This window comes from Ferrovibrio sp. (genome assembly GCF_025869515.1).
In the GTDB taxonomy this organism is placed as follows: Bacteria; Pseudomonadota; Alphaproteobacteria; order Ferrovibrionales; family Ferrovibrionaceae; genus Ferrovibrio.
This window is the reverse complement of sequence record NZ_JAOZVR010000049.1, coordinates 39,083-61,654: the sequence shown is the minus strand read 5'-3', so window position 1 is coordinate 61,654 and position 22,572 is coordinate 39,083. Positions and strand designations below refer to the sequence as shown.

Sequence of the window (22,572 nt, the reverse complement as noted above, 5' to 3'; positions counted from 1 at the left end):
GCTCAGCTGAGACTCCGTGGGGGGTCTGACGGACGCGGCGTAACATGGCGTCTTTACCGGGGGATGGCAAGGCAGGCGCCCTAGCCCTGGCGTTCCCCATCCTGGTTTTTCAGCCGTTCCGGATCGAGCGAAATACCGCGCTTGACCTCGCCGCTGGCGCCCAGCGGCGCCAGGGTCTGGCCATCGACCACGATCCGCACCCCGCCGGCATTGCCGGTCAGCAGGGTCAGGCCGGCCCGGTCGGGCACCTGGTAACGTTCGCCGGCATTCAGCAGCCGGGTGAAAATCTGCTCGTTGTTGGGACCGCGCACCTGAATCCAGGCTGGCGCCGTGGCCTCGACACGGATCCGGCCCGCCTCGGCGGCACCGTAACTCCCCGTCTCCGCAGCGGGCGCGGCAGCCACCGCGGGCGGCTGCGCCGCAGGTGTCGCGGGCGCCGGCGTGGCTGGCTCGGCAACTGCAGGCGCCGGAGCCTGAGCCGGGGCCTGAGCCGGAACCTGAGCCGGAACCTGAGCCGGGACGGACGCCACGACCGGTGCGGAGGGCGGCGGCGGCATCTGGGGTGCCGGTGCGTCTGCCGCCGGTGCCTGTGCCACCTGGGGCGGCGCCGGCGGTGTCGGCGGTGGCAGCACCATCGGCGGCGCCGCCGGCGCGATCGGCTGCGGGCTCGGCACCAGATCGGCCAGCCGCGACGGCACGGCCTGGATCAGGTCCTGGCCGACACGCAGGGCTTCCTGGTGGCGATACCACAGCGCATAGACAATGCCGGCCGCCACCAGGGCGACGACCACCAGCCACAGGCGCGGCGTGCGCTCTTCCGGCCGCGGCATCGGGAAATTCAGCACCGTGCGCTGCACCGTGCCATCGGCCTCGGTCTGATAGCTTTTCAGCACCTGGTCGGGATCGAGGCCAAGGAATTCGGCATACTGGCGCAGGAAGCCGCTGACATAGACTGCGCCGGGCAATTCGCCGAAACGGCCTTCCTCGATGGCTTCCAGATAGGGGCGGCGGATGCGCAGGCGCGCAGACACGTCCGCCAGCGCGAGCTCGCGACGTTCACGCACCACTTTCAGGCTATGTCCGACTCCCTCATAGCGCCCCGATACGGCGGCGATGTCGGTCATGGCCGGCTGACTGCCGGACTGCATATTCATTGTCTCGTCCGCGGTTTCCGCTTTGGCCATATTACGGCAATGTGCCGATCAGGCCAGCATTTTCAAACAATTACACCATTTTCCCGGGCGAATTCCTCCAGCGGTCCACGCACGCTGTGCTCGGGTGAGGCATAAAGTTTAGACATATATTCCGACAAGACAGGAACAGAAAGACTACGGAGCATTTCCTTGACCGGCCCAACCGCATTGGCCGGCATCGACAGGCGCCGGAAGCCCAGTCCGAGCAGCGCCATGGCCTCCAGCGGCCGGCTGCCCATTTCACCGCACATGGTGATCGGCGTGCTGGCGGCATGGCACTGCTGCACCACCCAGTGCAGGAAGCTGAGCATGGCCGGGCTCAGCGGATCGTAACGGTCGGCCAGCCTGGTATTGCCGCGGTCGGCGGCGAACATGAACTGCATGAGATCGTTGGAGCCGACCGAGATGAAATCGACCAGCGGCAGCAGGGCCGGCAGCTGCCAGGCGAGCGCCGGCACTTCCAGCATGCTGCCGACCTGCACCTTGAGCGGCACCGGCTTGCGTAAGCTGACCAGGCGCTGCACCTCGCGGTCGAGCAGGCGGCGGGCGCGGCGGAATTCATCCACCTCGGCGATCATCGGGAACATGACATGCAGGCTGCGGCCGGCGGCCGCTTCCAGCATCGCGCGCAGTTGCACCTTCAGCAGCGCCGGACGATCCAGCGTCAGGCGGATGGCGCGCCAGCCCATGGCCGGATTCTCTTCCGGGTATTTCGTCAGATAAGGCAGCACCTTGTCGCCGCCGATATCCAGCGTGCGGAACACCACCGGGCGGTCGCCGGCATGTTCGATCACGCGGCGATAGATCGCGGTCTGCGCATCCGCCTTGGGCATGGTCGGGCGCACCATGAACTGCAGCTCGGTGCGATAGAGTCCGATGCCGTCGGCATTGGTTTCGTCGAGGTTGCTGAGATCGATCAGCAGGCCGGCATTCACCAGCATGGCGATCTTGGTGCCGTCGGCGGTGATCGCCGGATCTTCGCGCTGGGCGGCGTATTTCGCCAGCCGGGCCCGGCGCAAAGCCACGCTCTGATGGAAAGCCGACACCACATCGGGCGCCGGCCGCACGAAAACCTGCGCATGGTCGCTGTCGACCACCACGGTATCGCCGGGCTCGACTTTGGCGATCACGCCCTCGACGCCGCCGATCACCGGAATCGACAGGGCACGCGCGACAATGGCGACATGGCTGGCGCTGGAGCCTTCTTCCAGCACCACGCCCTGCAGCTTGCGGCGGTCGTAATCCAGCAGCTCGGCCGGCCCCATGCTGCGGGCCAGCAGGATGGCATTGTCGGGCAGGTTCTCGGCCGCCGAATGATACGGCTTGCCGGCCAGATGCAGCAGCAGGCGATTGGCCAGGTCGTCGAGATCGGCCAGACGTTCGCGCAGGTAAGGGTCGGTGATCGCCTGCATGCGGTGGCGCGTATCGCCCTGCACGCGCAGCACGGCGGCTTCCGCCGTCAGGCCGGAATCGACCGCCTGGTGCAGCTTGGCCAGCCAGCCGGTGTCATGCGCGAACATCTTGTAGGTCTCGAGCACATCGCGGCTCTCGCCGACCAGATCGCTGTCCGGCGTCTCCAGCATGCGATTGACCTGGTCGCGCATCGAGGCAACGGCGGCATCGAGCCGGTCCTTCTCGTACGGAATGTCGTCGGCAATCGTCTTCTCGACATGGATGCGCGGCTCATGCAGCACGGCGACGCCGATGGCGAGACCTTCCGACAGCATGCGACCATCGGCGCGGAACGGACCGAATGGCGCGCGATTGGTGCTGGCCAGGTCTTCGCCACCCGAGAGCTGACCCGAGGCCACCATCTCGGCCAGCACCATGGCGATGGTCTCGAGCGCCTCGACCTCTTCCTCGGCATATTGCCGGCGGGTCTGGTTCTGCACCACCAGCACGCCGATCACGCGATTGTCGCGCAGGATCGGCACGCCGAGCAGCGAGTGATAGACCTCTTCGCCGGTTTCCGGCTTGTAGGCGAATTGCGGATGGCTTTGCGCGTCGGCCAGCGCCAGCGGCCGCGCATGGGCGGCGATGTCGCCGACCAGACCCTCGCCTACCTTCAGGCGGGTCTTGTGCACCGCCTCGGGATTCAGGCCCTCGGTGGCGTAGAGTTCGAGTTCGTCGTTGCGCAGCAGATAGGCCGAGCAGACTTCGGCCACCATGTTGGCGGCAATGTTGCGCACCACGCGGGCGAGGCGCTCGTCGACCGTGCCGGCCTCGGCCATCACCTCGCGGAGACGGCGCAGCAGGCCGCGCGGCCCGGGCGGTGGTGCCCGGCCCGGCGTCACGGCCTGTCTCCGCTAACAGCTACCGGAGAGGCTGGTGTGGCATGCCCTCCCCGCATCGGCCCTCCGTCTTCATGCGGCTCGTCTTCATTCGGCGTCGAGCCCGAAGGCGGTGTGCAGGGCGCGCACCGCCAGTTCGGTATAATCGGCACTGATCAACACGCTGACCTTGATCTCGGAGGTGGTGATCGCCTGGATATTGATGTTCTTGTCGGCCAGCGCCTTGAACATGATATGCGCCACGCCGGCATGGCTGCGCATGCCGACGCCGACCACCGAGACCTTGATCACGTTCTTGTCCGGCACCAGCTTGACCCAGCCGAGGTTCTTTTCCTGCTTCTCCAGGATCTGCACGGCGCGATCGAGATCGCTGCGGCCCATGGTGAAGGTCATGTCGGTCTTCTTGCCGTCCTCGGAGATGTTCTGGACGATCATGTCGACATTGATGCCGGCATCCGACAGCGGGCCGAAAATGCCGGCGGCAATGCCGGGGCGGTCGGCGACGCCGATCAGGGTGACCTTGGCTTCATCGGCGGAATAGGTGACGCCGGAGACAATCTGCTTTTCCACGATCTCTTCCTCATCCACTACGAGCGTGCCGGCCACATCGGCAAAGCTCGACAGAACCTGGGTCCGTACCCGGTGGTTCATCGCCATTTCCACCGAGCGGGTCTGCAGCACCTTGGCACCGAGCGAGGCCAGTTCCAGCATCTCCTCGTAGGTGATCTTATCCAGCTTGCGCGCCTTTTTCACGATGCGCGGATCGGCGGTGTAGACGCCATCGACATCGGTGTAGATGTCGCAACGGTCGGCCTTCAGCGCGGCGGCCAGCGCCACCGCCGAGGTATCCGAACCGCCGCGGCCCAGAGTGGCGATGCGCTCGCCCGGACCGACGCCCTGGAACCCGGCCACCACCGGCACCACGCCGGCGGTCATGTCGGCGATCATGGCGGCGCCGTCGATCTCCTCGATGCGGGCGCGGCCGTGCATGTCGTTGGTGCGGATCGGCACCTGCCAGCCCTGCCAGGAGCGGGCCTTGATGCCGGCCGCCTGCAGCGCGATCGAGACCAGGCCGGTGGTGACCTGTTCGCCGGCGGCCACAACGGTGTCGTATTCGCGCTGGTCGTGCACCGGGTCGATCTGCTTGCACAGGTCGACCAGACGGTTGGTCTCGCCCGACATGGCCGACACCACCACGGCAACCTGGTTGCCGGCGTCGACCTCGCGCTTCACCTTGTTGGCGACATTCCTGATCCGATCGACCGAACCGACCGATGTGCCGCCGAATTTCATCACCAAGCGCGCCATGTCGCTCGATCCTATTTCACTGTTCGTTGTCGATAGTTACCGGCAGGAACCTTGCCGGTTAAAAGGCGGGTCCTTAATACTCTCGGGACCGGTCCGGAGCAAGCCGACCGGGACGGAAAATTCCCCCGTTTCCTTAGCCCTTTGTCGGGCCCGAGCGAGTCGCCGCATGAGCCAGTCCGCCGCCAGTATCGACCCCGCCGAAATCGCCCGTTTTTCCGCCATGGCGGCGGAATGGTGGGACCCGCAGGGGAAGTTCAGGCCGCTGCACAAATTCAACCCGGTCCGGCTGCAGTTTATCCGCGACCGCATCGCAACACATTTCCGTCGCGACACCTTGTCCGACAATCCATTCAGGGGCCTGCGGCTGCTGGATATCGGCTGCGGCGGCGGTCTGGTGTCGGAGCCGATGGCCCGGCTGGGCGCCGAAGTGATCGGCGCCGACGCGTCCGAACGCAATATCGGCGTGGCCGGCCTGCATGCCGCCGAGGCCGGCGTGGCCATCGACTATCGCTGCACCAGCGCTGAGGACCTGGCGGCGGCCGGCGAGCAGTTCGACGTGGTGCTGGCGCTGGAGGTGGTGGAGCATGTCGCCGACCTGGAGGGCTTCCTCAGCAGTTGCGGCGAGATGGTGAAGCCCGGCGGCCTGCTGATCGCCGCCACGCTGAACCGCACGCCGAAATCCTACGCGCTCGGCATCGTGGCGGCCGAATACATTCTCGGCTGGGTGCCGCGCGGCACGCATGACTGGAAGAAGTTTCTCAAGCCGCATGAACTGGCCGGCGGCTTGCGCCGCGCCGGGCTGACGCTGCAGGAGGTCGCTGGCGTCAGCTACAGTCTGCTCGACGACCGCTGGAAGATCAGCCGCGATACCGACGTGAATTACATGCTGGTGGCGGTGAAGGACGCGTGACTTACGCATCCCCCAGTTAGGCATCTCCTCTGGGCAGCCAGGGAATCATGGCGACGTCGACGCCTTCTTCGGCCAGGTCCTCGGCCTCTTCCCTGGTCGCCTCGCCGTAGATGCTGCGCTTGTCCACTTCGCCGTAATGGATCTTGCGCGCCTCTTCGGCGAACTGGTCGCCGACATAGTCGGCATTCTTCTCGACATGGTCGCGGATTTCGGCCAGCGCTTTCAGCGCCATGGCCTGCTGTTTGGCTTCGGCGGCCGCGACCTGACTTTTCGACTTGCCGATGCGCGGCGCCATCGGCGCTCTGGTCACTTTGCGCGAGTTGCAGACCGGGCACACGACCTTGCCGCCGGCCTCCTGTTTGTCGTAGGTGGCGCTGTCATAAAACCACGCCTCGAAGACATGGTCCTTGCGGCATTTGAGTTCGTACTTGATCATGGCTCGTCGGTGATTCGGCCCGTGCCGTAACCTTCCTTAAACTGCAACAGGTTATACATGGGGCGGTCACAACCGCGCAACAAGGGGGCGAAAAACCGGGATGGCGACAGCACATCCGCCCGGTAGCGGCGCCCCCTCGCCCTGGGTTGTGCGCTTCGCCCCGCTGGTGGCAGCGGGCGGCGCCGTGCTCGACCTGGCCTGCGGCGGCGGCCGTCACGGCCGGCTGTTCCTGGAGCGCGGGCATCCGGTGGTTTTCCTGGACCGGACTCTCGCCGGCGTGGCCGACCTGAAGGATCGCGAAAGCGCCGAGCTGATCGAGGCCGATATCGAAAACGGCCCCTGGCCTCTGAAAGATGGCCGGCAGTTCGACGCTCTGGTCGTCACCAACTATCTGTGGCGACCGCTGAAGCCGCAACTGATCGCTGCGCTGAAGCCCGGCGGCGTGCTGATCTATGAAACCTTCATGCACGGCAACGAGCGCTTCGGCAAGCCGGGCAATCCCGATTTCCTGCTGCAGCCGCATGAACTGCTGGACTGGTGCCGCGAGGCCGGCTGCGACATCCGCGCCTTCGAACAGGGCGAAGAGACCAATGCCGTGCGGCAACGCATCTGCGCCGTGAAGGCATCATGATCGAAACCGAACGGCTGGTGCTGCGCCGTTTCGTCGGCGCCGACTGGGAAGGCCTGGCGCGCTTTTACGCTGACGATCAGGTGATGCGCCATATGCTGCCCGGACGCGGCCTGCCGCGCGCCCAGGCGCAGGAGCGCGCCAAGAGCAACATCCACAATTTCAACGACCACTGGGACCGTCGCGGCTACGGCGTCTGGGCGGTGCAGGATCGCGTCAGCGGCCGGCTGCTCGGGCAATGCGGATTGCGCTGGGTGGCGGAGGCGGAGCAAACGGAATTGCTCTATCTGCTGGCCAAGACGGCCTGGGGCCGCGGCCTGGCCAGCGAGGCCGGGCAGGCCGCGCTGCGCTTCGGCTTCGGGCAGATCGGCCTGCAGCAGCTGATCGGGCTGACGGCACCGGAAAACCGGGGCTCGCAACGCGTGCTGACGAAACTCGGCTTCGCTTATACCGGCGACGGGCCGATCTGGGAAAAGACCGTGAGCTGGTTCAACCTGCCGCGCGAAACCTGGAACACGATGCAAACGGAAAGTGTGCAAGCGTGAATTTTACCAATTAGCTGTTGGGTCGCGCCGCGCCGGGGCGTAGCATCCGGCCATGATGATCGATATCGACCAGCGCCTGCAGCATGCGACCCAGGTGATCCGCGAAGCGGGCAGGCTGGCGCGCGGCTTTTTCGACAATCGCAGCGAGCTGGTGGTCCAGCTGAAGGGCGTGCAGGATTTCGTCAGCCAGGCCGATGCCGAAACCGAAGACCTGATCGCCTCGCGGCTGCTCGCCGCCTTTCCGCATGACGGCATCCTGGGCGAGGAACGCGGCCGCCGCGGCGGCGATACCGATGCGCTCTGGGTGATCGATCCCATCGACGGCACGGCGAATTACGTGCGCGGCCTGCCCTACTGGTGCGTCGCCATCGCCCTGATGGTGAATGGCCGTATCGAACTCGGCCTGATCTATGATGCGGTTGCCGACAGGCTCTATACCGCGCGGCATGGCCATGGCGCCTTCTGCAACGGCAAGCCGATATCCGTGAGCGACACCACCCGGATCGACCACGCCTGCATCGGCATCGGCTATGGCCATGGCGAAGCGCCGGGACCGCATGCCAAAGTGATCGACCGGCTGCTCGGCGCGCATTGCCAGTATCGCCGGCTCGGCAGCGGATTGCTGCTGATGGCGCTGACCGCCTCGGGCGGGCTGGACGGTTTCTACGAACTGAAGATGAAAGCCTGGGATGCGCTGGCCGGGCTGATCCTGGTGCGCGAGGCCGGCGGCCTCACCAACGATTATGAAGCCGGCGGCCTGCAGCAGGCCGAGCCGGTGCTGATGCTGACGCCGGCGCTGTGGACACCCTTCGTGCAGGCGATGGGCGTCAACCTGCCGCTTTATTCCGCCGCGCGGCCGGTGAAATTGCGGGCCGGTAACGCATAGGCCGGGTCGTGGCGCCAGGCCGGAATCTGCGCCCGCGCCTTGGCCACTTCGGCCAGATCAATCTCCACCACTTTCGTACCGACGCCATCGCCCATATCGGCCAGCACGCGGCCCCAGGGATCGATCACCAGCGAATGGCCATAGGTCTGCCGGTTGCCCGGATGGTCGCCCCACATCGCCGGCGCGATCACGAAGGCGCCCGTCTCGATGGCGCGGGCGCGCATCAGCACATGCCAGTGCGCCTGCCCGGTGGTGCGGGTGAAGGCGGCCGGAATCGAGATCAGGTCGGCGCCGGCCTGGGCCAGGCCGCGATAGAGGCCGGGGAAGCGCAGATCGTAGCAGACCGACATGCCGAGCGTGCCGAAGGGCAGCGACGCCAGCACGCCCTCGCCGCCCGGCGCGATCGAGTTGGACTCGCGATAGGTTTCGCCCGACGGCAGATCGACATCGAAGAGATGGATCTTGTCGTAGCGCGCGGCGATTTTGCCATCGGGCGCCAGCAGGTAGGAGCGATTGAAATTGCGGTTGGCGCCGTCAGGTTTGATCGCCAGCGAGCCGACCAGCAGCCAGGTGCGGAGCTCTTCCGAGAGTTTGCGGAAAGCCTGCAGCGCCGGATGGCTGTCTTCCGGCCTGCCGGCGGCGACACTGGCGGCTGCATTCAGTCCCATGAAACCGGAATTCTCCGGCGTGGCGATGAACTCGGCGCCGTCAGTCTTCGCCTGGCGCACCAGGGCGGAGACATGGGCGATGTTGGTCTCCATGTCGTCCCAGATATTGGGCTGAACCAGCCCGATCCTGACCTTGCGCGCCATACCGGTGCTTCCCTGTTTCAGGCTGCGTTCAGCAGCGGATCGAGCTTGCCCGCGCGCTCCAGCGCGTAGAGATCGTCCGAACCGCCGACATGCGTGCCGTTGATCCAGATCTGCGGCACGGTGCGAACGCCACCGGCTTTCTGCGTCATCTCTTCGCGCTTGGCGGCATCGTAGGACACGTCGATCTCGTTGTAGCTCTGTCCCTTCTTGTCGAGCAGCGCCTTGGCGCGCGCGCAGTAGGGGCACATGAAGGTGGTGTAGATTTCGATCTGGGCCATGGCAGATTCCTTTAAGCGAGCGCCCCTCGCTTGTCATGTCCGATTATATGGCGCCCTGCTCGGCCCGAACAACCCGGGCGAGGGTGAGCACCGTCACCTCGGCGGCCCCGGCCCGGCGCAGCGCCCGGCAACAGGCATTCACCGTCGCCCCGGTGGTAAACACGTCATCCACCAGCAGCAGGCGCCGGCCGCGGACCTCTTCCGCCCGCCCGGCTGCAACCCGGATCGCGCCGGCCAGTTCCCGCTGCCGGGCCGTACGGTTGAGCCGGCCGAGGCTGCGGGTCGGGCGCGGGCGCTCCAGCAGGTCGAGCCGGACCGGCCGGTCGGCGATCCGGCCCAGAGCCTGCGCCAGCAGGGCCGACTGGTTGAACCGCCGCCGCCACAAACGCCAGCGATGCAGCGGGACCGGCAGAATGACATCGCAATCGGCCAGCAGGGCGGCACCCGCATTCCGCATCAGCATCGCCAGGCCGGGCGCCAGGTCGGTGCGGTCGCCGCGTTTGAACCGCAGCACCAGATCGCGGCCGCCGCCGCCATAGATGAAAGCCGCACGCGCCCGGGCGAAGGGCGGCGGCTGTTTCAGGCAGGCACCGCAGACCAGGGCATCGGGCACCGGCACGGCATAAGGAATCCCGCAGACCGGGCAGCAGGGCGCGGCGATGAAATTCACGCTGGGCCAGCAGTTGAGGCAGAGCCGGCCGGGTTCGTCGACCTGCACGGTGCACAGCATGCATTGGGGCGGCAGCAGCGCATCGACACCACCGCGCCATATCCGGCGCCAGCCATGACGCAGGCCGTGCAATACGAAACTGTCGTGACTGCCCAGCATGGATACCCGGGTATGACGCAGCGTCAGGCATGACGAAGACGCTCTGGCTGATTATGGTGGCAGAAAAAGCCGGCAGAGGAAACGACACATGAGCATCACAGAGGGTGGCAGGACCATCCGCATCGGCGGCGCATCGGCCTTCTGGGGCGATTCCATGGTGGCGGCGCCGCAGCTGCTGGCCCAGGGCGAGGTCGATTATCTGATCTTCGACTACCTGGCCGAGATCACCATGTCGATCATGGCGCGCATGCGCGCCAAGGACCCGATGCAGGGTTACGCCACCGATTTCGTCACGGTCACCATGAAGCGCCTGCTGCCCGAACTGGCGCGGCGCAAGGTGAAGGTGGTGGCCAATGCCGGCGGCGTGAACCCCGCAGCCTGCGCTACTGCTATCCGCGCACTGATTGCCGAGGCCGGACTTTCACTCAAAGTTGGTGTCGTGCTGGGCGATGACCTGCTGCCGCAGATCGAGACGATGAAGCCGCAGCTTGAGCCGATGCAGGCGGGCACCGAGCTACCGGCCCGCTTCATGTCGGCCAATGCCTATCTGGGCGCGGCGCCGATCGCCGCCGCGCTGCAGGCCGGCGCCGATATCGTGGTCACCGGCCGCTGCGTCGATTCAGCTTTATGCCTCGGCCCGCTGCTGCATGAATTCGGCTGGGACCTGCGGGATTTCGACCGCCTCGCCGGCGGCAGCCTCGCCGGACACATCATCGAATGCGGCGCGCAGGCCTCGGGCGGTCTGTTCACCGATTGGCGCGACGTCCCGGACTGGGACAATATCGGCTATCCCATCGCCGAGATTTCCGCAGACGGCAGTTTCGTCGTCACCAAGCCGAAAGACACCGGCGGTCTGGTCAGCTTCGGCACCGTGGCCGAACAGCTGGTCTACGAGATCGGCGATCCGGCCTGCTACAGGCTGCCGGATGTGACCTGCGATTTCACCGCCGTAAAAATCGAGAATCTGGGTGGCAACCGCGTGCGCGTGTCGAACGCGAAGGGCCGGCCGCCGTCGGACCGCTACAAGGTCTCGGCCACGTATCTCGATGGTTTCCGCGCCGTGGCGCATATGACCATTGGCGGCATCGATGCGCGCGAGAAGGCCGAACGCAGCGCCGAGGCGATCCTGAAACGCACCCGTCGCATCTTCGCCATGCTCAATCTCGGCGACTATCGCGCGACCTCGATCGAAATCCTCGGCAGCGAGGCGATGTACGGTCCGCAGGCCACGCCCGGCGCGCGGACCAGCCGCGAGGTGGTGATGAAGCTGGCGGTCAGCCATGCCGAGAAAACCGCGCTGGAAATCTTCGCCCGCGAGATCGCCCCGGCCGGCACGTCCTTCTCGCCCGGCACCACCGGCTTTTTCGGTGGCCGGCCGTCGCCGCAGCCGGTGGTGCGGCTGTTTTCCTGCTTCATCCCGAAAGCCAGTCTTGCTCTTGCCCTCGATACGGATGGCGAAGCCAGGCCTTACGCGGCCCCATTGATCGCCGGCGAACCGGAAGGGCCGGCCGCCGGCCGCGCCACGACGGCCACGCTTCCCGCCGGTGCCACCAGAACCGTGCCGCTGGTGCGCCTCGCTTATGCCCGTTCGGGCGACAAGGGCAACGACAGCAATATCGGCGTGATCGCCCGCAAGCCCGACTATCTGCCGGCGATCCGCGCAGCACTCACCCCGGAAGCCGTGGCGGGCTGGTTCGCCCATCTGGTGGAGGGATCGGTCGAGCGCTTCGACTGGCCGGGTATCAACGGGCTGAATTTCCTGCTGCACGACGCGCTGGGCGGCGGCGGGATCGCCAGCCTGCGGAATGACCCGCAGGGCAAGGCCTTTGCCCAGATGCTGCTGGATTTCCCGGTGCCGGTGCCGGTCGACTGGCCCTTATAAAGACTGGCCCGTGTAAAAAGCCCCGGAACTGGGAATCGCTGCGCAAAAGGCGGATAGTGGCAGCCGGATGGCCGCCCTATCCTTTTGCCCATGACACAGACACAGCGACTGCCCACCCCCAGACTGCCCACCGACACCGAGTTCGCCGCCATCCGCGGCAACGATGCCGGCTTCGATGGCCGCTTCTTCTACGGCGTGGCGAGCACGAAAATCTTCTGCCGCCCGTCCTGCGTCAGCCGCGCGCCGAAACGCGAGAATGTGCGCATCTTCGATGATGCCGCGAGCGCACAGGCTGCCGGCTTCCGGCCCTGCAAACGTTGCCGGCCCCAGAATTATGTTGAGGGGCAGGTCCCCGCCGCCGATGCACGGCTGGAGCGTGCGCGGCTGCTGATCGACCGCCGGCTCGCCGCCGGCGAAGCTACGCCCACGCTGGCTGAACTGGCGAAGACCGCCCATATGGGCGCCACCCATCTGCAGCGTCGCTTCGCGGCGGCCTACGGCCTCAGCCCGCGCGCCTATGCCGAAGCGCAGCGTGTTGCCGTGCTCAAGCATGAACTGCGGCATAGCAGCGGCGTGAGCGATGCCATCTATGGCGCCGGTTTCGGCGCCGCCAGCCGGGTCTACGAGAAAGCCGGTCGCTGGCTCGGCATGACGCCGGCCGATTACCGTCGTGGCGGCGAAGGCCTGACGCTGACGGTGGCGATCCGCCGCACCGCGATGGGCTCCACCCTGGTGGCCGAGAGCACGCGCGGCGTGGCCGCCCTGCTGTTCGGCAACACCGAAAAGGCCATGCTGGCCGAGCTGCGCGACGAATTCCCCGCCGCGCGGATCGACCGCGACGATGCCGCCGGCAGCGCGGCCTTCGCCGCACTCGATGCCATGCTGGCCGGCCGCGCGCCGCCGAAAGGCCTGCGGCTCGATCTGCGCGGCACCCCGTTCCAGATTCGCGTCTGGACCGCGCTGCAGGCCATTCCGGCCGGCGAGACGCGCACCTACCAACAGATCGCCCAGAGCCTGGGTGCGCCGAAAGCCGCCCGTGCTGTCGGCTCGGCCTGTGGCAACAACATCATCGGCGTGCTGGTGCCATGCCACCGCGCCCTGCGCAGCGATGGCGGTCTGGGCGGTTATCGCTGGGGTCTGGAGCGCAAGGAAAAGCTGCTCACCGGTGAAGGCGTGGCGCTGGAACCGGCCGAGTAGCAGCGCGAGCTGCGACATCCTGCGGCAATAAATTTCCGCTTCAATCGGCACCGAATGGCGGCTGCCATGATAGCTTTGCATGGCAGGGAAACTTGCAGTCCATTGGAATAGTTCTAAATTAACGAAGCGGAACCGCAGAAAACAAGGAGTAGCCCCCATGGCTGTTGCTGTCGATATCGGCATTGCCGAGAAAGAACGCAAAAAGATTGCCGATGGTCTGTCGCGCCTGCTGGCCGACACCTACACGCTCTATCTGAAGACCCACAATTACCACTGGAATGTCGAAGGCCCGATGTTCCAGACCCTGCACACCATGTTCGAGGTGCAATACACCGAACTGGCGCTGGCCGTGGACCTGATCGCCGAGCGCATCCGCGCCCTGGGCCATTACGCGCCGGGCTCCTATGCGCAATACGCCAAGCTGTCCTCGATCAAGGAAGAAACCAGCGTGCCGGCCGCGCAGGACATGATCAAGGACCTGGTGAAGGGCAACGAGGCGGTGAGCAAGACCGCGCGTGCGATCTTCCCGGTGGTCGAGAAATCGTCCGACGAGCCGACCGCCGACCTGCTGACCCAGCGCATGCAGATCCATGAAAAGACCGCCTGGATGCTGCGCAGCCTGCTGGAAAAGAAGTAAGCGGCCGAAAATTCTTCGGCCCGCCTGTAACGTTTCGCCTCGCTTCACCGAAGCTTGATTGGAAGCCGGCCTGTGACCCGCTAGGTTCACCCCTGTCGGGTTACAGCCGGATTTCCGAACCCGGATGCGAAGCGGAGTGAATGTCATGCTGATCAAGCGTCGTCGCGGTTGGGAATTGCCGGAAAGCCAGGCAACCCCGGAAGCCGTGTTCTTCGATCGCCGCAAGCTGCTGCTCGGCATGGGCGCGGCCGGCATCGCCGCCAGCGCTGGCTGGCGCCCGGCCTGGGGCGCGACGGATGCCGCCGCTGTGGCTGCCGATCTCTATCCGGCCAAGCGCAATCCGGCCTATGAGCTGGGCCGCGACATGACCGAGGAAAAGGTCGCCACCAGCTACAACAACTTCTACGAATTCGGCACCAGCAAGAACATCGTCAAGCCGGCCCAGGCACTGACCCTCAAACCCTGGCAGGTGAAGATCGACGGCATGGTGGCCAAGGACATCACCATCGATGCCGAAGACCTGATCCGCAAGATGCCGGTCGATGAGCGGCTGTATCGCCACCGCTGCGTCGAGGCCTGGAGCATGGCGGTGCCGTGGACCGGTTTCCCGCTCAGGGCGCTGGTCGATTTCGCCGCGCCGATGTCGGGTGCGAAATACCTGAAGATGGAAACCTTCTCGCGGCCCCAAGAAGCCAGCGGCCAGAAGCAGTTCTGGTATCCCTGGCCCTACACCGAGGGCCTGACCATCGAGGAAGCCCGCAACGAGCTGGCCTATATCGCCACCGGCATCTACGGCAAGCCGATGCCGAAACAGAACGGCGCGCCGCTGCGCCTGGCGGTGCCGTGGAAATACGGTTTCAAGTCGGTGAAATCCATCGTGCGCTTCACCTTCACCGACAAGCGGCCGAAGACCTTCTGGGAAGCGCTGCAGGACGGCGAATACGGCTTCTGGGCCAACGTCAATCCGATGGTGGCGCATCCGCGCTGGAGCCAGGCCACCGAGGAAGTGATCGGCACCGGCAAGCGCATCCCGACCCAGATCTATAACGGCTACGGCGAGCAGGTCGCCGAGCTGTACAAGAACCTGGGCAGCGAAAAGCTTTTCATGTGATACGGGCCGGGCTATCCATGGCGGATGGCCCATGACCTCATCATCTTTGATCTCGACGGCACGCTGGTGGATTCAGAGACGCTGGCCAATCGCGTGTTTTATGAAAAACTCGTGACGCTCGGTCTCGACCCCGCCTTCGATCTGACGCGCGTCACCCGGGATTTCACCGGCCTCACCGTTTCCAACTGCCTCTCCCTGGCCCGCGACACCTATGGCCTGCCGTCGGTGCCCGATGGCTTCGTCGCCGAGCTGAAGGAAGCGACCTATGCCAGCTACCGCCAGGCGCTGGTGCCAATTGCCGGGGTACCCGCAATGCTGCAGCAGTTGAGCCAGCCCAAATGCGTGGCCTCCTCCTCGGCACCGGAGAAGATCGCCTTCAGCCTGGAACTGACCGGGCTGGCAACGCATTTCGGCGACAAGCTGTTCAGCGTGCATCATGTCGCCGAACCCAAGCCGGCGCCGGATGTGTATCTCTATGCCGCCGCGCAGATGGGCCACGCCCCGGCGCGCTGTGCCGCCATCGAGGACAGCCTGCCCGGCGCCACCGCCGGCATCCGCGCCGGCATGACGGTCTTTGCCTATCGGCCCGAGGGTGATGATGCGGCCTTCGCCGCGCTGGGCTGCCGGGTCTTTCGCGACATGGCCGCATTGCCGGCTCTGCTGGCCGCCTGAGCAAAAAAAAGCCGGCCTGGGTTACAGGCCGGCAAAGTCTTAACAGGGAGGCTCCGCGCGAGACGCGCGGACTGACCGAAGCAGCGGGGGAGCTGCAGCGGCCAGAGTTTCTGGCCGAAGCCAAAAACCGGAAGATGCTGCGACGCAACATCTGACAGGCAATGATGTACCGCCTGGTGACTCGTTTGAGTATCCATTGAATTTACAACTCAGCCATGCGGGCAGCGCATAACTGAAAGCCGCCTACTAAGTTATGCGATTCAACAGCTTATAACTGCAGTTGCGGGGCCTGCGGGGCCGGAAAATACAGGCGCACCGTCGTGCCGGTACCAGGCACGGACTCGATATCCAGGCGGCCGCCATGCAGCTCGATCAGGGCCTTGACCAGCGGCAGGCCCAGGCCGGTGCCGCGCATCTGCGAGACCAGCGCGGAATCGATGCGGCCGAAAGGCTCGAGTGCCTTTTGCACATCGGCCTGATCCATGCCGACACCGCTATCCACCACCTCGACCACCGCGCTGCCGTCCGCGCCGGGCAGCAGCCGGATCAGCGCATAGCCGCCCGAGGGCGTGTATTTCACCGCATTGGACAGCAGGTTGACCAGCATCTGCTTGGCCAGCCGTTCATCGGCAAAGACCGTGGCGCCCTCGGGCGCCGGCTCCACCTGCAACGTCACCATGCGGTCGGCCGCGAGCGGGCGCAGCAGTGTCATGCAATCCTGGAACAGGCGATCCCAGGGCACCGGCGCGGCCGCCAGTTTCATCTTGCCGGCTTCGACCTTCGAGAGATCCAGGATGTCGTCGATCACCGCCAGCAGATGACGCCCGGCCGCCAGGATGTCGTTGGCGTATCGGTCGTATTGCGGCACGCCGGAGGCGCCGAGCAGCTGCAGCGCCATGATCTCGGAAAAACCGATGATGGCATTCAGCGGCGTGCGCAGCTCATGGCTCATATGCGCGAGGAACTGGCTCTTGGCGCGATTGGCATATTCGGCATCCTGGTGCGCCTTGATCGCCGCCTTGCGCGCCGCTTCCAGCGTTTCGCCGCGGGCGGCGAGCGTGTCGTTGGCTTCGCGCAGTTCGCGTTCGCTGCGCTTCAGCACCGTGATATCGGTGATCAGCGATGCGGTGCCGCCGGAGTCGAGGCGGAAATCGCGGATCTGCAGCCAGCGCCGGTCGCGCGTGTCGTAGAAGATATGCGGCTCGCTGCGGCCGGCCGTGAAGGTGCGCCGCCGCGTGTCCAGCCATTCCTGGTAATCGGTCTGCACGCCGGCCGCCTGCGGGGCCGGCCGGGCGCGCACCGAGGCCAGGCAGATATCCTGGTGCGTCATGCCGGCGATGGCCTCAAGCGGCACGCCGATGATACCGGCATAGGCCGGATTGCAGACCAGCAGGCGCTGCTCGCCATCGAACAGGGCGACGCCATCCGGCGCCACGGCCAGGGCATCGATCAGGCGCTGCTCGGCCTCGCGCAGTTTTTCCTCGGATGCCTTCTTCGCCGTGATGTCATTCACCACTACCAGGGCGGCATCCTCCTCGCCATACCGCATGGGCACGGCGGCCATGGTGGCCCAGATCGCCCGCCCCTGCACGGTGGCGATCTGCAGCTCTTCCTCGGGCTGCACCGCGCCCGCATTGAAAATCCGCTCGCGATGCACGGGGTCGAGCACATAGCGCGGCGCGGCGGTCGGACTGTTATCCTCGATGCCGAAGAGTTCCGCCGCCGGGCGGTTGCTGTAGAGGAAGGCGCCGTCGTTGCGCCGCGCGACGACGATGGGAAATGGCGCGGTATCCAGGATCGAGCGCAGCCGGCGCTGCGCGGCCTCGGCATCGGCACTGCTGCGCGTGCGGTCCTGCAGCATCATGCGCAGACGCTCGACCAGGTCGGTGGTGCGGCGGAAATAGCGGTTGAGCCGGTGCGCGAAACTGAACAGCAGCACCATGACGATCAGGCCGGCGGCGCCGAACAGCCGCTGGTCCGGCAATCCGGCCAGCATCAGGGTCACGACGCCCGGCAGGACCGACAGCACGATCACGATGCCCGAGACCACCAGTTGCACGGCGACCGTGAGGCTGACCGAAACGATCATGCCGACGACACAGAGCAGCGCCAGCAGCGGTGCGGCCTCGTAGGGCAGGCTGACGATGGTCGCCGCCGTGGCGCCGAACAGCGCGCCGTTCAGGCTGTAAACGGCGATCAGCCGCCAGCGCCAGGCCCCGGCACGGCTGCGGCGCTCGCGATCGGCCATGAACCGGCGATGGGTGAGATACTGCAGGCCGACCACCGATGCCGTGGCGGCGAGGTATCCCAGCCGCAGGCCGAGCGGCAGGTAATCGTCGAGCAGCAGAACCACGGCGACCGCGGCGAAGACCTGCAGCGCCATATCGAGCGGCCGGCGCACGCGCACCAGCAGTTCGTTACGCCGGGCAACGCCGCCGCTCGCCGATTCCGATTGCGGGGCCATGTTCAGTAGCGCCAGTCCGCCACCTTGCGCAGCAGAAAATCGCGGAACACGGCAAGGCGCTTGGTGTTGCGCAGCTCTTCGGGATACACGAGGTAGGTATCGAAGCTGGGTCCGTCGATATTGGGCATCACCCGCACGATGCGCGGATTGCCCTCGACCATATAATCGGGCAGCGCGGCGATGCCGAGCCCGCTGGCCACCGACTGCATCACGCCATAGACGTTGTTCACCGTCAGGACCGGATCGCGCGGCACAGCCGGCTCGCCGGCATGCAGCAGCCAGTTGATGTTGTTGAAATGCGCCGGGGCTTCCTCGCCGTAGACGATCAGGTGGTGACGGTCGAGATCCTCGATGGTCTGCGGCGCGCCGAAGCGGGTGACGTAATCCACCGAGGCATAGACGTGATTGTGCACGGTGAGCAGCTTGCGGTGGATCAGGTCGGCCTGGGTCGGCTTCCACATGCGGATCGCCACATCGGCCTCGCGCATGGAGAGATCGAGTTCGCGATCGTCCACCACCATCTCGATGCGGATATCGGGATAGAGGTCCATGAATTCCTTCAGCCGCGGCGCCAGCCACACAGTCCCAAATGCAACTGTGGTGGTGACGCAGAGCTCGCCGGACGGCTTGTCCTTGGCATCGGCGATCATCGCCTCGGTGACGGCGAGGCGGGCGAAGATGTCGCGCGCCGTGCGATACAGCAGCTCGCCCTGTTCGGTCAGGATCAGGCCGCGCGCATGGCGATGGAACAGCGTGGCATTGAGCTGGGTTTCGAGCGCGCCGATCTGCCGGCTGACCGCCGACTGGCTCAGGCCGAGCGATTCGCCGGCATGGGTCAGGCTGCCGGCTTCCGCCACCGCATGGAAAATGCGCAGCTTGTCCCAATCAAGCGCCGACATAGGTCCCCCTTACAGACGCAGTTTGCAGCTGCGTTCAGTCGGCCGCCTCAGCCGACGCGTCGCTGTGCGCGTGATGCGCGATGAATTTCTCGGCCTCCAGCGCCGCCATGCAGCCGGTGCCGGCCGCCGTCACGGCCTGGCGATAGATCTTGTCCTGCACGTCGCCGGCGGCGAACACGCCGGCCACCGTGGTCTGCGTCGTGCCCGGCTTCGTCGTGAGGTAGCCTTCGGCATCGAGCGGCAGCTGGCCCCTGAACAGTTCGGTATTCGGCGTGTGGCCGATGGCGACGAAGACGCCGTCGGTGGCGATCTCCTGCGTCGCGCCGGTCTTCACATGCTTGAGCCGCACGCCGGTGACGCCCTGGCCCTCGGCGCCGAGAATCTCGTCGACCGCATGATCCCAGATCACCGTGATCTTCGGATGCTTGAACAGGCGCTCCTGCAGGATCTTCTCGGCGCGCAGCGTGTCGCGGCGATGCACCAGCACCACTTCGCTGGCATGGTTGGTGAGATAGAGCGCCTCTTCCACCGCGGTGTTGCCGCCGCCGACCACCACAACCTTCTTGCCGCGATAGAAGAAACCGTCGCAGGTGGCGCAGGCGGAAACGCCGAAGCCCTGGAAGGCCTGCTCGCTGGGCAGGCCGAGCCATTTGGCCTGCGCGCCGGTGGCGATGATCAGCGTGTCGGCCACGTAAGTATCGCCGCCGTCGCCCTTGGCCACGAAGGGCCGCTGCGAGAGATCGACCGACACGATGTAGTCGTTGAGGATGGTGGTGCCGACATGCCTGGCCTGCGCCTCCATCTGCTCCATCAGCCAGGGGCCCTGGATCACCTCGGCGAAGCCGGGATAATTCTCGACATCGGTGGTGATGGTGAGCTGGCCGCCGGGCTGCAGGCCATGCACCAGGATCGGCTGCAGCGAGGCGCGCGCGGCATAGATCGCCGCCGTCAGTCCGGCCGGGCCGGAGCCGAGGATGAGAACCTTGGTGCGATGGGTGGTGGCCATGGGACGTGCGACTCCGGACGCGCTAAGACGCTGAAAACCAGCGGTTTCCGATTATGACAGCGGGCCGGTCAGGTGCCAAGGGCAGGTGCGGGGGAAAGGCCCGGGGAAAGCAATTCCCGCAAGCAATGGCGCGGCTTTTCCGCAAGGTCAAATGACAGGCCGGTGACAGCAGGGAAACGACTCGGTGTTGGTATGCAGTCGATATAGCGCGGCCGGGCGGCAGGGCGGCGGAATCGGCGGCGGCGGTGACGGCGGCCACAGGCCGCCCTCCCGGTTTCATTTTGGCTCGTTTGCGTTCGTTCGGGTTCGTTCGGGTTCGTTCGGGTTCGTTTCGCTTCGTTCGGGTTCGTTTCGGCTCGTTTGCGTTCGTTTCGGCTCGTTCGGGTTCGTTCAGTGCCGGGTCAGGTCCATTCGATGCTGTACCGAGCCCATGGAGTGCTGAACGCGTCCCATTGCGTGCCGAACGGAGCCCGTTCGAGTCCGAACCGGGCCGAACCGGCGCGGCCGGGGCGCATGCACCGGTATGCACATCTGCGATATTCACATGTCCAACAGCGCGGGCGGACCCGCCGGCGGGCTGCCGGCAGGGCCAATGGGAACATATTGGGAACTTTAATCCGGAAATCAAGCCCCTCCCGGCCGGCCGCCGACAGCCCGGCCCGGCCGGGCAAACCGGCCGATACTCCGCACACGAAATTTTCTTTCTGCCGGAAGCCTTGGATTCTTGCGGGATTTTATAATATTATTGCGTAACCTTCCCATTTGAGAAAATTTTCCATGCAACGCGTGAAACTCGACCTCATCGACCGCAAGATTCTGTCCGATCTGCAGGCCGACGGCCGCATGACCAATGTCGACCTCGCCTCGCGGGTCGGCATCTCGGCGCCGCCCTGCCTGCGCCGGGTGCGGGCGCTGGAGGAGGCCGGCTATATCAAGGGCTATCACGCCGACCTCAACCCGCAGCTGCTGGGCTATGGCGTCACCGTGTTTGCCATGGTGGGGCTGAACAGCCAGGCCGAGCATGACCTGGTGGCCTTCGAGCAGACCGTGACCGGCTGGGCCCAGGTGCGCGAATGCTACATGCTGGCCGGCGAGAACGATTTCATCCTGAAGATCGTGGCGCGCGACTGGGACGCCTACCAGACATTCCTGACGCGAGAATTGACTGCTTTGCAGAACGTGGCGCATGTGAAAACCGCGCTGACCATCCGCTGCTCGAAAAGCGAGCCGGGCGTGCCGGTGGATATGCCGGCCGAGGATATCGCGGCGGATTGAGACTTAATGACGTTTGACCATCGCATTGTATAGCGATCATGATCTTCTGGGCTTTTATCTGGGGTTTACGAAAATACGTCTGAGTGCGGCTCAAAAAAATTGACTCGAAAACATGCCAGCTGAGGCTCCCTTAATTTTCGTCAGCTATGCCTCGCCAGATCGGGAGCGAGTACTGCCGTATGTCAAATATTTAAAGCTGAAAGAATATGATGTCTGGCTTGATGTACAGAGAATCAAAGCCGGACAAAATTGGGACTTCCAAATCAAACAGGCTTTGAACAAGGCGGATTTAATCGTTCTGTTTCTTTCGAACCAAGCCATAGACAGGCGAGGATATCTTCAAAGGGAAATCAAGCTTGTCTTAGATAAGCATCAAGAGAAGCTACTCTCTGATATCTATCTTATCCCAGTTCTGCTTGACGATATTAGACCCATCCCTGAACAAATCGCCTCAATACAGCATGTCCAAGCTTGGAATAATCAACAATTCGAAGCCATAGAGGATGCTATTCAGCATCAATTTAGGACGATTCCCTCCATATCAAGTAGCTAGCTACGCAGAGGGCCCGCAGTTTTGTTCCATCGGCTATGAACACCTCATTGACAATCTTCGGCCAGAAATAGCAGCTGCGCTCGAACTAACCTTCGGATACGGTGGTTACCCGGCTTGGCTTTCTGATTTGGTATCTAGCAAACCCAAAAACTAAATCGCAACCAGTCGAAACAAGCGCAGACGTATTTCGAAATACGCTCTACCAAGCCACGCATTAATTTGATTGCCGGAATGAAGTTGGCGTCCCCACGGGGATTCGAACCCCGGTTTGCGCCGTGAGAGGGCGCCGTCCTGGGCCTCTAGACGATGGGGACCCATAAGCCGCCGGGCCAGGAGCCCGCGCGAGGCGCACCTGATACAGGAGCGCCCCGGAGCGCGCAAGGGCTTTCCCGCCGGAACCGCCGAGAAGCCCAGTCCGGCCAAGCACTTTGCCGTCGCCTGCCGGCGCGGCCGGAGCCCCCGCCGGAAGTCATTGGCCGGGCGGTTTATTTTGTCAAACGAGACGCTTGCATCGGGGTTTTGGCTGGGTATAGTGCGCGCCTGCAACCGGCACCCCCGGTTGGTCGTTCCGGACATCTTCGTCTGGGACGTCGCCGGGTTTCCCGGACATCTCCGGTTCAGCCGGGCGCCGAGCGGGCGTAGCTCAGGGGTAGAGCACAACCTTGCCAAGGTTGGGGTCGAGGGTTCGAATCCCTTCGCCCGCTCCAATTCTTCCGATCATTCCCCCGTCTTCCTGTCAGCTCCGTCTTCCGCAGCCGCG

At 65.0% G+C, this 22,572-nt stretch carries 21 protein-coding genes and 2 tRNA genes; 12 read left to right on the top strand and 11 right to left on the bottom strand.

From position 1 onward, the window contains the following. Positions 1–80 precede the first annotated feature (80 nt). The 3 genes from OJJ21_RS07755 to OJJ21_RS07745 all read right to left on the bottom strand — a co-directional run bounded on the left by OJJ21_RS07755 (position 81) and on the right by OJJ21_RS07745 (position 4,792). Complete coding sequence (locus tag OJJ21_RS07755; RefSeq protein WP_297684810.1) at positions 81–1,154, bottom strand: helix-turn-helix domain-containing protein; 1,074 nt, start codon at positions 1,152–1,154, stop codon at positions 81–83. A gap of 62 nt (positions 1,155–1,216) precedes the next feature. Continuing rightward, positions 1,217–3,487 (bottom strand): phosphoenolpyruvate--protein phosphotransferase, encoded by a 2,271-nt coding sequence (gene ptsP, locus OJJ21_RS07750; protein WP_366092603.1) that lies wholly within the window; start codon positions 3,485–3,487, stop codon positions 1,217–1,219. Positions 3,488–3,571: 84 nt separating this feature from the next. Then, positions 3,572–4,792: an aspartate kinase gene (locus OJJ21_RS07745; RefSeq protein ID WP_297684809.1), complete on the bottom strand. Its 1,221-nt coding sequence runs from the start codon at positions 4,790–4,792 to the stop codon at positions 3,572–3,574. A gap of 166 nt (positions 4,793–4,958) precedes the next feature. Between OJJ21_RS07745 and ubiG the strand changes: the two genes are divergently transcribed. Next, the gene (ubiG, locus tag OJJ21_RS07740; protein ID WP_297684807.1) at positions 4,959–5,702 is read left to right on the top strand and encodes a bifunctional 2-polyprenyl-6-hydroxyphenol methylase/3-demethylubiquinol 3-O-methyltransferase UbiG; all 744 of its coding nucleotides are present in this window, start codon (positions 4,959–4,961) and stop codon (positions 5,700–5,702) included. A gap of 16 nt (positions 5,703–5,718) precedes the next feature. Here ubiG and OJJ21_RS07735 read toward each other — a convergent pair whose 3' ends face one another. Continuing rightward, a complete protein-coding gene (locus OJJ21_RS07735; RefSeq protein ID WP_297684805.1) occupies positions 5,719–6,138 on the bottom strand; it encodes a DUF1178 family protein in 420 nt (139 codons plus the stop codon). A 100-nt stretch (positions 6,139–6,238) separates the two neighbouring features. On the opposite strand from OJJ21_RS07735, the gene OJJ21_RS07730 reads away from it, so the two are divergent. The 3 genes from OJJ21_RS07730 to OJJ21_RS07720 are packed head-to-tail and all read left to right on the top strand — an operon-like array spanning position 6,239 to position 8,197. Beyond that, complete coding sequence (locus OJJ21_RS07730; RefSeq protein WP_297684803.1) at positions 6,239–6,769, top strand: class I SAM-dependent methyltransferase; 531 nt, start codon at positions 6,239–6,241, stop codon at positions 6,767–6,769. Then, positions 6,766–7,311 carry a GNAT family N-acetyltransferase gene (locus tag OJJ21_RS07725; RefSeq protein WP_297684801.1) on the top strand — a complete coding sequence of 182 codons (546 nt, stop codon included), beginning with the start codon at positions 6,766–6,768 and terminating at the stop codon, positions 7,309–7,311. The genes OJJ21_RS07730 and OJJ21_RS07725 overlap by 4 nt, the downstream gene beginning before the upstream one ends. Before the next feature lie 52 nt (positions 7,312–7,363). Beyond that, positions 7,364–8,197, top strand: a complete 834-nt coding sequence (locus OJJ21_RS07720; RefSeq protein ID WP_297684799.1) for an inositol monophosphatase family protein — start codon at positions 7,364–7,366, stop codon at positions 8,195–8,197. Here the strand turns inward: OJJ21_RS07720 and OJJ21_RS07715 are convergent. From OJJ21_RS07715 to OJJ21_RS07705, 3 genes are read right to left on the bottom strand one after another with little or no spacing between them, the layout of a single operon-like run. Then, positions 8,152–9,009 (bottom strand): carbon-nitrogen hydrolase family protein, encoded by an 858-nt coding sequence (locus OJJ21_RS07715; RefSeq protein ID WP_297684797.1) that lies wholly within the window; start codon positions 9,007–9,009, stop codon positions 8,152–8,154. The two genes, OJJ21_RS07720 and OJJ21_RS07715, sit on opposite strands and share 46 nt — an antisense overlap. Before the next feature lie 17 nt (positions 9,010–9,026). Next, a complete protein-coding gene (gene grxC / locus OJJ21_RS07710; RefSeq protein ID WP_297684795.1) occupies positions 9,027–9,287 on the bottom strand; it encodes a glutaredoxin 3 in 261 nt (86 codons plus the stop codon). Between the two features lie 43 nt (positions 9,288–9,330). Continuing rightward, positions 9,331–10,116, bottom strand: a complete 786-nt coding sequence (locus OJJ21_RS07705; protein WP_297684793.1) for a ComF family protein — start codon at positions 10,114–10,116, stop codon at positions 9,331–9,333. Positions 10,117–10,204: 88 nt separating this feature from the next. Here OJJ21_RS07705 and OJJ21_RS07700 point away from each other — a divergent pair, with 88 nt between their 5' ends. From OJJ21_RS07700 to OJJ21_RS07680, 5 genes are all read left to right on the top strand, one after another. Then, positions 10,205–11,998 (top strand): acyclic terpene utilization AtuA family protein, encoded by a 1,794-nt coding sequence (locus tag OJJ21_RS07700; protein WP_297684791.1) that lies wholly within the window; start codon positions 10,205–10,207, stop codon positions 11,996–11,998. Positions 11,999–12,088: 90 nt separating this feature from the next. Then, complete coding sequence (locus OJJ21_RS07695) at positions 12,089–13,195, top strand: methylated-DNA--[protein]-cysteine S-methyltransferase (protein WP_297684789.1); 1,107 nt, start codon at positions 12,089–12,091, stop codon at positions 13,193–13,195. A 157-nt stretch (positions 13,196–13,352) separates the two neighbouring features. Continuing rightward, the gene (locus tag OJJ21_RS07690; protein ID WP_297684787.1) at positions 13,353–13,832 is read left to right on the top strand and encodes a Dps family protein; all 480 of its coding nucleotides are present in this window, start codon (positions 13,353–13,355) and stop codon (positions 13,830–13,832) included. Positions 13,833–13,977: 145 nt separating this feature from the next. Further along, positions 13,978–14,943, top strand: coding sequence for a protein-methionine-sulfoxide reductase catalytic subunit MsrP (gene msrP / locus OJJ21_RS07685; protein ID WP_297684785.1), 966 nt, complete (start codon positions 13,978–13,980; stop codon positions 14,941–14,943). Positions 14,944–14,967: 24 nt separating this feature from the next. After that, the gene (locus OJJ21_RS07680; RefSeq protein WP_297684783.1) at positions 14,968–15,615 is read left to right on the top strand and encodes an HAD-IA family hydrolase; all 648 of its coding nucleotides are present in this window, start codon (positions 14,968–14,970) and stop codon (positions 15,613–15,615) included. 268 nt (positions 15,616–15,883) lie between these two features. Here OJJ21_RS07680 and OJJ21_RS07675 read toward each other — a convergent pair whose 3' ends face one another. The 3 genes from OJJ21_RS07675 to trxB are packed head-to-tail and all read right to left on the bottom strand — an operon-like array spanning position 15,884 to position 19,984. Then, positions 15,884–18,079 (bottom strand): ATP-binding protein, encoded by a 2,196-nt coding sequence (locus tag OJJ21_RS07675; RefSeq protein WP_297684781.1) that lies wholly within the window; start codon positions 18,077–18,079, stop codon positions 15,884–15,886. Between the two features lie 2 nt (positions 18,080–18,081). Further along, entirely contained in the window at positions 18,082–18,978 is an 897-nt protein-coding gene (locus OJJ21_RS07670) for a LysR family transcriptional regulator (RefSeq protein ID WP_297684779.1), read from the bottom strand. Between the two features lie 34 nt (positions 18,979–19,012). Next, positions 19,013–19,984 (bottom strand): thioredoxin-disulfide reductase, encoded by a 972-nt coding sequence (gene trxB / locus OJJ21_RS07665; protein WP_297684777.1) that lies wholly within the window; start codon positions 19,982–19,984, stop codon positions 19,013–19,015. Between the two features lie 777 nt (positions 19,985–20,761). Here trxB and OJJ21_RS07660 point away from each other — a divergent pair. Together OJJ21_RS07660 and OJJ21_RS07655 are read left to right on the top strand one after the other, a co-directional pair. After that, positions 20,762–21,259, top strand: a complete 498-nt coding sequence (locus tag OJJ21_RS07660) for an Lrp/AsnC family transcriptional regulator (protein WP_297684775.1) — start codon at positions 20,762–20,764, stop codon at positions 21,257–21,259. Between the two features lie 112 nt (positions 21,260–21,371). Beyond that, positions 21,372–21,812 (top strand): toll/interleukin-1 receptor domain-containing protein, encoded by a 441-nt coding sequence (locus tag OJJ21_RS07655; RefSeq protein WP_297684773.1) that lies wholly within the window; start codon positions 21,372–21,374, stop codon positions 21,810–21,812. A gap of 238 nt (positions 21,813–22,050) precedes the next feature. On the opposite strand, the gene OJJ21_RS07650 is transcribed toward OJJ21_RS07655, so the two are convergent. Further along, positions 22,051–22,126 (bottom strand) — tRNA-Glu (locus OJJ21_RS07650). 318 nt (positions 22,127–22,444) lie between these two features. On the opposite strand from OJJ21_RS07650, the gene OJJ21_RS07645 reads away from it, so the two are divergent. Next, positions 22,445–22,519 (top strand) — tRNA-Gly (locus OJJ21_RS07645). Positions 22,520–22,572 lie beyond the last annotated feature (53 nt).

Excerpts from the sequence above, each read along its gene's own strand:
- OJJ21_RS07755 (WP_297684810.1), bottom strand. The coding sequence starts at position 1,154 with ATGAATATGCAGTCCGGCAGTCAGCCGGCCATGACCGACATCGCCGCC.
- OJJ21_RS07745 (WP_297684809.1), bottom strand. The coding sequence starts at position 4,792 with ATGGCGCGCTTGGTGATGAAATTCGGCGGCACATCGGTCGGTTCGGTC.
- ubiG (WP_297684807.1), top strand. The coding sequence starts at position 4,959 with ATGAGCCAGTCCGCCGCCAGTATCGACCCCGCCGAAATCGCCCGTTTT.
- OJJ21_RS07735 (WP_297684805.1), bottom strand. The coding sequence starts at position 6,138 with ATGATCAAGTACGAACTCAAATGCCGCAAGGACCATGTCTTCGAGGCG.
- OJJ21_RS07730 (WP_297684803.1), top strand. The coding sequence starts at position 6,239 with ATGGCGACAGCACATCCGCCCGGTAGCGGCGCCCCCTCGCCCTGGGTT.
- OJJ21_RS07725 (WP_297684801.1), top strand. The coding sequence starts at position 6,766 with ATGATCGAAACCGAACGGCTGGTGCTGCGCCGTTTCGTCGGCGCCGAC.
- OJJ21_RS07720 (WP_297684799.1), top strand. The coding sequence starts at position 7,364 with ATGATGATCGATATCGACCAGCGCCTGCAGCATGCGACCCAGGTGATC.
- OJJ21_RS07715 (WP_297684797.1), bottom strand. The coding sequence starts at position 9,009 with ATGGCGCGCAAGGTCAGGATCGGGCTGGTTCAGCCCAATATCTGGGAC.
- grxC (WP_297684795.1), bottom strand. The coding sequence starts at position 9,287 with ATGGCCCAGATCGAAATCTACACCACCTTCATGTGCCCCTACTGCGCG.
- OJJ21_RS07705 (WP_297684793.1), bottom strand. The coding sequence starts at position 10,116 with ATGCTGGGCAGTCACGACAGTTTCGTATTGCACGGCCTGCGTCATGGC.
- OJJ21_RS07700 (WP_297684791.1), top strand. The coding sequence starts at position 10,205 with ATGAGCATCACAGAGGGTGGCAGGACCATCCGCATCGGCGGCGCATCG.
- OJJ21_RS07695 (WP_297684789.1), top strand. The coding sequence starts at position 12,089 with ATGACACAGACACAGCGACTGCCCACCCCCAGACTGCCCACCGACACC.
- OJJ21_RS07690 (WP_297684787.1), top strand. The coding sequence starts at position 13,353 with ATGGCTGTTGCTGTCGATATCGGCATTGCCGAGAAAGAACGCAAAAAG.
- msrP (WP_297684785.1), top strand. The coding sequence starts at position 13,978 with ATGCTGATCAAGCGTCGTCGCGGTTGGGAATTGCCGGAAAGCCAGGCA.
- OJJ21_RS07680 (WP_297684783.1), top strand. The coding sequence starts at position 14,968 with ATGGCCCATGACCTCATCATCTTTGATCTCGACGGCACGCTGGTGGAT.
- OJJ21_RS07675 (WP_297684781.1), bottom strand. The coding sequence starts at position 18,079 with ATGGCCCCGCAATCGGAATCGGCGAGCGGCGGCGTTGCCCGGCGTAAC.
- OJJ21_RS07670 (WP_297684779.1), bottom strand. The coding sequence starts at position 18,978 with ATGTCGGCGCTTGATTGGGACAAGCTGCGCATTTTCCATGCGGTGGCG.
- trxB (WP_297684777.1), bottom strand. The coding sequence starts at position 19,984 with ATGGCCACCACCCATCGCACCAAGGTTCTCATCCTCGGCTCCGGCCCG.
- OJJ21_RS07660 (WP_297684775.1), top strand. The coding sequence starts at position 20,762 with ATGCAACGCGTGAAACTCGACCTCATCGACCGCAAGATTCTGTCCGAT.
- OJJ21_RS07655 (WP_297684773.1), top strand. The coding sequence starts at position 21,372 with ATGCCAGCTGAGGCTCCCTTAATTTTCGTCAGCTATGCCTCGCCAGAT.